Origin of the sequence: Pigmentiphaga sp., assembly GCF_019689535.1 — a bacterium.
Taxonomy (GTDB): domain Bacteria; phylum Pseudomonadota; class Gammaproteobacteria; order Burkholderiales; family Burkholderiaceae_B; genus Pigmentiphaga.
In genome coordinates this window covers 1-7,474 of sequence record NZ_JADGHH010000174.1, presented here as the reverse complement: position 1 = coordinate 7,474, position 7,474 = coordinate 1, and the positions used below count along the sequence as shown (strand labels likewise).

Genomic DNA, 7,474 nt, shown 5'->3' with positions numbered 1-7,474 from the left:
CCTCGAGCATGCGTCCGACGGGACCGTCGTGGGGAATCGGATAGGCCTCCGCGAGGATGGAGCGGAAGAGGAAGCTGCCGTCCGCTGCGGTGCGGATCCGCCCCCGGCCGCGATGTTCGGATTGCCCGGGATATTGCACGTCGTAGTAGCCGTCGGCGTCGGCCTGCCAGATCTCCATGACGGCGCCGCCGACCGGCGTGCCGTCGGCGCCCCGGACCGTTCCCCGTACGTAACAGGGGTCGCCCTTCGCGCCGTTGGCGATGTCGTCGCCCAAGTCGTAGTCCGGCGCACCCTCGACGAAAAACGGACCGAACACGGTGGCCTCGGTGCAGGCCGGCGGCTTGCGGTGGTTCATGGCCGTCACGAGGGTGGACAGGCCCAGGGTGTCGGACAAAAGGATGAATTCCTGGCGTTTGTCGCTGGTGGCGTGGCCCACCGCGGTCAAGAATTCGATGCCAGCGGCCCACTCGGCTTCGGTCAGCTTCACCTCGCGCGCGAACGCGTGCAAGTGCTGCACGAGGCTGGTCATGATCTCCTTGAGCCGCGGATCCGGGGCGTCTGCGTGCCGGGCGAGGACGGCCTGGGTGATCGTGTCTTCGTTCAGATTACGCAAAGTGGTGTCTCCTGGCTTCTTTTTCATCAATGGCCCCGTTGCGCACTTGCGCGTGCGGCCGGCGGGGCGTCGCCCTTTATGGCTGCGAAATGTAAAGATTGGGCCGGGTGAGGGCGACCGGAAACTGGGCCTGCGGGGCGTTCCCTGCCGGTGCATCCCGGCCGCAGGCGCCGGGATTACCGGGCACCAGGGATGCCGTCGATCCGCGTGCCGGCTTTCAGTCCGCGCTTGGCGAACCAACCCTGCTCCATCTCCAGGGCGTAGCGCACGGGTTGGACCGCGCAGTGACTGGTTTCGGTCTTGGGCTCCATGTCTTCGATGTTCGCGATTACGCCGTCGTCGGCGATGAAGGCGACGGAGAGCGGGATGAGCGTATTTCGCATCCACATGCATTGGATGCCCGGGCGGTCGAAGATGAACAGCATGCCCTGGTTGGGGCCGAGCCGTTCGCGGAACATCAACCCGGTTTCCCGGGTCTTAGGCGTGCTGGCAACCTCGGCGCGGATGAGGTGCATGCCGGCTCTCAGCGTTTGCTGGGGAAGGGTGGCTTGCGCGGTTACCGCCCCGGCGAGGGACAACGCGGCCACGGCAGCGCCCGCCCAGGCGGAGAGGCGCTGTGCTTGGGGGAAGAAGCGAGTCATGACGTCGGAGGTTGGGTCAAAAGATTCACCACCGCCGAGCGTAGCATGGCCCGGCCCGCCTCATCTCATGGCTGCCGCGTACCTCGGGCGGACGCAGGCATCCGCCCGTGATACGCGGGGGAGCAAGACAAGTCGCTCGAAGAGCGCTCAGACGATTTCGCTGATGTTCAGCGCTTGCTTGCCCTTGGGACCTTGGGCCGCCTCGAAGGTGACCTTTTGGCCTTCTTTCAGGGTCTTGAAGCCAGTCATCTGGATGGAGGAAAAATGGGCGAACAGATCGTCGCCGCCGTCATCCGGCGTGATGAACCCGAAGCCTTTGGCATCGTTGAACCATTTGACGGTGCCCGTACCCCTCTTGCCTTGGCTGATTTCACTGGACATGACGCAATGCCTTCTTGTAGTCGGTTACAACCATGCGGAAGCGCGTTCCCCCGGGTGCCGTAACGGCAGACGATCACGCGCGCCGCGACGCGCTAGTATTACGATTCCGGCGCTTGAAAAAACAGGCCCCGGACGGCAAATAATGGAAAAGATGCCCCGCTGCGTCAAGCTCGGGATGCCCCGGGCATATAGGAGTATGCTGATGGCTTGCGGGGTACTTTCAAGTGGATAGAATAGGCGCATGAGCACCGGGTTCGATTCTCAACCGGATCAGACAACGCTGCTTGAGCGGGAACCGTCGAAGACCAAACCACCTCCAATGTACAAGGTGGTGTTGTTGAATGACGATTACACGCCGATGGAGTTCGTTGTGCTGGTGTTGGAGAAATTTTTCGGCAAAGGGCGAGAGCAGGCCACCCAGATTATGCTCAAGGTGCATCACGAAGGCCGTGGGGTGTGTGGGGTCTACCCGCGTGACATCGCCATGACCAAGATCGACCAGGTAAGCCGTTTTGCTCGGCAGAACCAGCATCCGCTTCAGTGCATCATGGAGGAAGCGTGATTTCCCAAGAATTGGAAGTAAGCCTTCACATGGCTTTCGTCGAGGCCCGCCAGGCCCGACATGAATTCATCACCGTAGAGCACCTGCTGCTCTCGCTGCTCGACAACCCGTCGGCAGCCGAGGTGCTTCGCGCCTGCGCGGCGAACCTGGACGATCTGCGACGTAACCTCCGCAATTTCATCAACGACAACACGCCCGTCATCCCCGGCAACGAAGAGGCCGACACCCAGCCCACGCTGGGTTTCCAGCGCGTCATCCAGCGGGCGATCATGCACGTGCAGTCGACCGGGAACGGCAAGAAGGAAGTCTCGGGCTCGAACGTGCTGGTCGCGATCTTCGGCGAGAAAGACTCCCACGCCGTGTATTACCTGCACCAGCAGGGCGTCACCCGGCTGGACGTGGTCAATTACATGTCGCACGGCATCACCAAGCAGCCCCAGCTCGAGTCTTCCAGCACCCCCAAGGAGTCGGAGGCCGAGGCCGAGGGCGAAGCCAAGCAGTCGCCGCTCGACCAATACACGCAGAACCTCAACCTGGCGGCCAAGGCGGGCAAGATCGATCCGCTCATCGGTCGCGACAGCGAGGTCGAGCGCGTCATCCAGGTGCTTTGCCGGCGGCGCAAGAACAACCCGCTGCTGGTGGGCGAGGCCGGCGTGGGCAAGACTGCCATCGCCGAAGGGTTGGCGTGGCGCATCACGGAAGGCGCGGTGCCCGACGTCCTGGCCGATGCATGCGTGTATTCGCTCGACATGGGGGCGCTGCTCGCAGGCACCAAATACCGGGGTGATTTCGAACAGCGCCTGAAGGCCGTGCTCAAGCAGTTGAAGGAAAGCCCCAAGGCCATCCTGTTCATCGACGAGATCCATACGCTGATCGGCGCCGGCGCGGCGTCGGGCGGGACGCTGGACGCCTCGAACCTGCTCAAGCCGGCGCTGTCCTCCGGCCAGCTCAAGTGCATCGGCGCGACGACCTACACCGAATACCGTGGCATCTTCGAGAAAGACCACGCGCTCTCGCGCCGCTTCCAGAAGATCGACGTCAACGAGCCGAGCATCGAGCAGACGGTGCAGATCCTGCGTGGGCTCAAGCAGCGCTTCGAAGACCACCACAGCGTGAAGTATTCGGCGGCTGCCCTCTCGGCGGCGGCTGAGCTCTCGGCCAAGTTCATCAACGATCGCCACCTGCCCGACAAGGCGATCGACGTCATTGACGAGGCTGGCGCGGCGCAGCGCATCCTGCCCAAGTCGCGCCAGAAGAAGATCATTGGCAAGGCCGAGATCGAGGACATCGTATCCAAGATCGCGAGGATTCCGCCGCAGGCCGTCTCCAGCGACGATCGCAGCAAGCTGGCGACGCTCGAGCGCGACCTCAAGGCGGTGGTGTTCGGCCAGGACGCCGCCATCGATGCCTTGTCGGCATCCATCAAGATGGCGCGCTCGGGCCTGGGCAAGCCCGACAAGCCCATCGGGGCCTTCCTGTTCTCCGGGCCTACCGGCGTAGGCAAGACCGAGGTGGCCAAGCAGTTGGCGTTCATCCTCGGCATCGAGCTGCTGCGCTTCGACATGTCCGAGTACATGGAGCGCCACGCGGTCTCGCGCCTGATCGGCGCGCCTCCGGGGTACGTGGGCTTCGACCAGGGCGGCCTGCTCACCGAGGCCATCACGAAGAAGCCGCATTGCGTGCTGCTGCTTGACGAGATCGAGAAGGCCCATCCCGAGGTCTTCAACATCCTGCTGCAGGTCATGGACCATGGCACGCTGACCGACAACAACGGCCGGAAGGCGGATTTCCGCAACGTCATCATCATCATGACGACGAACGCGGGCGCCGAGACCTTGCAAAAGAACGTCATCGGCTTTGCCGGGGCGCGCGAGCCGGGCGACGAGATGGCGGAAATCAAGCGCATGTTCACGCCCGAGTTCCGCAACCGCCTGGATGCCATCATCTCGTTCAAGCCGCTCAACGAGGAAATCATCCTGCGGGTGGTCGACAAGTTCCTCATGCAGCTCGAAGAGCAGCTGCACGAGAAGCGCGTGGAGGTCATCTTTACCGATGCCTTGCGCGCCTATCTCGGCAGGAAGGGCTTCGACCCGCTCATGGGCGCACGTCCGATGCAACGCCTGATCCAGGACACCATCCGTCGGGCGTTGGCCGACGAGCTGCTGTTCGGCAAGCTCGTCAACGGCGGCAAAGTCACGGTGGACGTGGTCAACGACGAGGTCAAGCTCAGCTTCGACGATTCACCGAAGGCTGCGCCCCAGCCCGAGGTGGAACTGGCCGATTGATCCTCGGTGGCGGGAAGGGCCGTCCCCTTCCCGCCACGCCGCCGCAATAATTTTGATTAGGGGTATCCCCAGGGCCGTTTCTGGGGTATCATTGTTGTACTGCACAAATCCCGGCATGCCGCCAGGCATGTACGTGGCCTTCATGCAGACGATCGGTCGCCTCGAGGCTGGCCGAAACTGCATCGTCTCTGACCTCGTTTTTCCCTTCGCTTGCGCGCACGGTGATATCGGTCGGCGCCGATGATCCATCCGGAGCGTCCACAAACCGTCTCCGCTGCGCAGCGCCAGCTTTCCAGGCTTGCTTGATGAAACCGGCCCCCTCCGGGGCAGGCGGCCGTATGCATGCGTGCATCCGGCGCGTTCGGCTGGAACGCTTGCGTTGCGCATTCCGCAACGTAAGGAAGGTATATGTCTTTTTCTGATCTTGGTCTTGCCCCCGCTCTCGTCAGCGCCCTGACCAATGCCGGGCTCGTCGAACCCACTCCCGTACAGGCCCGCGCGATTCCCTTGGCCCTGGCGGGGCATGACCTGATGGTCTCGTCCCAGACCGGCAGCGGCAAGACTGCCGCGTTCATGCTGCCGTCCCTGCACCGGCAGGTCCAGGCCTCGCCGCTGCGCACGCCCGGCGTGCGCGTGCTGGTACTGACCCCGACTCGGGAACTCGCCCAGCAGGTGGCCGACGCCACGCGCACCTACGGCAAGGGACTGAACTGGCTGCGTACCGCCACGGTGGTCGGCGGCATGCCCTATGGCGCGCAGCTCAAGGCTTTGTCTCGACGGGTCGACGTGCTGGTGGCCACGCCCGGCCGCCTGTTGGACCACGTGCAATCGCGCAAGGTGGACCTGTCTGAAGTCGAAGTGCTAGTGCTGGACGAGGCGGACCGCATGCTCGACATGGGCTTCATCGATGACATCGAAGCCATCGTCGCCCGCACGCCCCAGACTCGCCAGACACTGCTGTTCTCGGCGACGCTGGACGGGTCGGTGGCTCGCATGGCCGCCAAAATGATGCGCGATCCGCAGCGGATCGAGATCGCCACGCAGAAGGAAAAGCACGTCAACATCACCCAGTCGCTGCTTTATGCGGATGACATGGCACACAAGCTGCGCCTGTTGGACCATCTGCTGCGCGATGCCAGCATTCAGCAGGCCATCGTGTTCACCTCGACCAAGCGTGCGGCAGACGACCTGGCCGATACGCTGGCCGACCAGGGGTTTGCCGCTGCGGCGCTGCACGGCGACATGAACCAGCGGCAGCGCACCCGTACACTCGCGCAGATGCAGCGCGGACAAGTCCAGATCCTGGTGGCCACTGACGTCGCCGCCCGCGGCATCGACGTGCAGGGCATCAGCCACGTCGTCAACTTTGACCTGCCCATGCAGGCTGAGGACTACGTCCACCGCATCGGCCGAACCGGCCGGGCAGGCCGGGACGGTCTGGCGTTTACGCTGGCCGTGCATGGCGAACGCCACAAGATTCGCAACATCGAACGCTATACCGACCAGAGCATCCCGGTGCAGGTCGTCCCCGGCCTGGAGCCCCAGCGCGCACCGCGTCCCGGTTCGGACCGGCCGCGGCGCGGCGGCCCTGGCGGCAAGCCGGGCTGGCGTCCGGGTGGCCGCGGCGGCTACCAGGGCCGAGAGGGCGGCAATCGCTACGACAACCGCGGACGCTTCGAGCGCGAACCGGACGGCCGTCCGGCCTATGGCGACCGCGGGGCGCGGGGCGAGCGGCAGTACGCCGACCGCAACGGTGAGCGTCCCCAGCAGGAGCGTGCCCCGCGCGAACGCGCATACGGTGGCGAGCGCCCGGAACGTCCGCATGCCCAGCGCGCCTGGGCCGACCGTTCCCGCGCCGTGCAAGGCGAGGCGGAGCGCCGCGAGCGGCCGCTGGCTGCCTGGAGCGAGCGGCCCCGTGCCGAACGTGCGGAGGGCACGCATCGCGATGCGCCGGTGCGGCGTTTCGATTCGCGCCGCCGCGCGGCCTGACGCCTGCAGGCAAGCGCCAGCAAGGCCCGTGTGCCTTGCTGCGTTGCCGCCCCCGCGCCGAGCGGGCATTTTCGCATCGGCCTTCCCGAACGCGCCCTGCTGGGCGCGTTTTTGTTTTTGCGCGCACCGTGTGCGTGGCGGGTGGCTTCCCGCGCATTGGAGCAGTGCGCCAGAGGATGTGCGCGCTCGACATGGGGCCACGGGTGGCGGTGCTGCGGCGCTACGGCGGAGCGGCCGCCCTGTTTGCGTGCGTTGGCAACGGTCGATGGCGCCAGCACGAAACGACCGGCCGGTCATTCTCATTCAATTGATTTGAACTGAAATATTATTAGGCGATATGATTTCTCCAGATATTTTCCCGGGCAGCTCATGATTCGTTTACTTCTCGCTGCGTGGGCGTCGGCTTGGTTGGCCGTCGTCCCGAGCGCCGGAGCCTCTGAAGCGCCGGCAGACGCGGCAGTTCCGGCTGACAGTCTGCAGCGCGCGCGACAGGCCGGCAGGATCCGGGTCGGCTATGCCAACGAGGCTCCCTTCGCCTACATGGACAGCCGCGCCGGACGCCTGACGGGCGAGGCACCCGAGATCGCCCGCGTCGTGCTGGGGCGCCTGGGCATCAACGAAATTGAAGGCGTGCTGACCGAATTCGGCGCGCTGATTCCCGGTTTGCAGGCAGGCCGTTTCGACATCATCGCGGCCGGCATGTACATTCTTCCGGAGCGGTGCCGGCAGATCGCTTTTTCCAATCCCACCTACGGCGTGGGCGACGGCTTTCTCCAGCGCACGGATAATCCGCGCGTGCTGCGCAGCTATGAAGACGTGGCGGCCGATCCGGCGGCCCGGGTGGGCGTGGTCGTGGGGGCGGTGCAGAACGACTATGCGGCGCGTGCCGGGGTCGATCCTTCGCAGGTCGTGGTCTTCCCGGACGTCGTGAGCGCGGTGGAGGGGGGCGTGGCCGGCCGGGCTGACGTCTATGCGGCGACCGCGCTTACGATCAATTATGTGT

Annotated in this window: 7 protein-coding genes; 4 read left to right on the top strand and 3 right to left on the bottom strand. The window is 64.8% G+C overall.

Going from position 1 to position 7,474, the window contains the following annotated elements; all coding sequences use genetic code 11:
- From IRZ12_RS13885 to IRZ12_RS13875, 3 genes are all read right to left on the bottom strand, one after another.
- The coding region (locus IRZ12_RS13885) for a dioxygenase (protein WP_296469496.1) at nt 1-613 on the bottom strand (613 nt) is incomplete at its 3' end.
- Between the two features lie 176 nt (nt 614-789).
- A complete protein-coding gene (locus tag IRZ12_RS13880) occupies nt 790-1,254 on the bottom strand; it encodes a DUF192 domain-containing protein (protein ID WP_296469495.1) in 465 nt (154 codons plus the stop codon).
- Nucleotides 1,255-1,401: 147 nt separating this feature from the next.
- Entirely contained in the window at nt 1,402-1,635 is a 234-nt protein-coding gene (locus tag IRZ12_RS13875; RefSeq protein ID WP_296469493.1) for a cold-shock protein, read from the bottom strand.
- A 241-nt stretch (nt 1,636-1,876) separates the two neighbouring features.
- On the opposite strand from IRZ12_RS13875, the gene clpS reads away from it, so the two are divergent.
- The 4 genes from clpS to ehuB form a co-directional block, all read left to right on the top strand.
- A complete protein-coding gene (clpS, locus tag IRZ12_RS13870) occupies nt 1,877-2,197 on the top strand; it encodes an ATP-dependent Clp protease adapter ClpS (RefSeq protein WP_296469491.1) in 321 nt (106 codons plus the stop codon).
- Entirely contained in the window at nt 2,194-4,482 is a 2,289-nt protein-coding gene (gene clpA / locus IRZ12_RS13865) for an ATP-dependent Clp protease ATP-binding subunit ClpA (protein ID WP_296469489.1), read from the top strand. The genes clpS and clpA overlap by 4 nt, the downstream gene beginning before the upstream one ends.
- A gap of 408 nt (nt 4,483-4,890) precedes the next feature.
- The gene (locus IRZ12_RS13860; protein WP_296469487.1) at nt 4,891-6,471 is read left to right on the top strand and encodes a DEAD/DEAH box helicase; all 1,581 of its coding nucleotides are present in this window, start codon (nt 4,891-4,893) and stop codon (nt 6,469-6,471) included.
- Nucleotides 6,472-6,840: 369 nt separating this feature from the next.
- The coding region (ehuB, locus tag IRZ12_RS13855; RefSeq protein WP_296469485.1) for an ectoine/hydroxyectoine ABC transporter substrate-binding protein EhuB at nt 6,841-7,474 on the top strand (634 nt) is incomplete at its 3' end.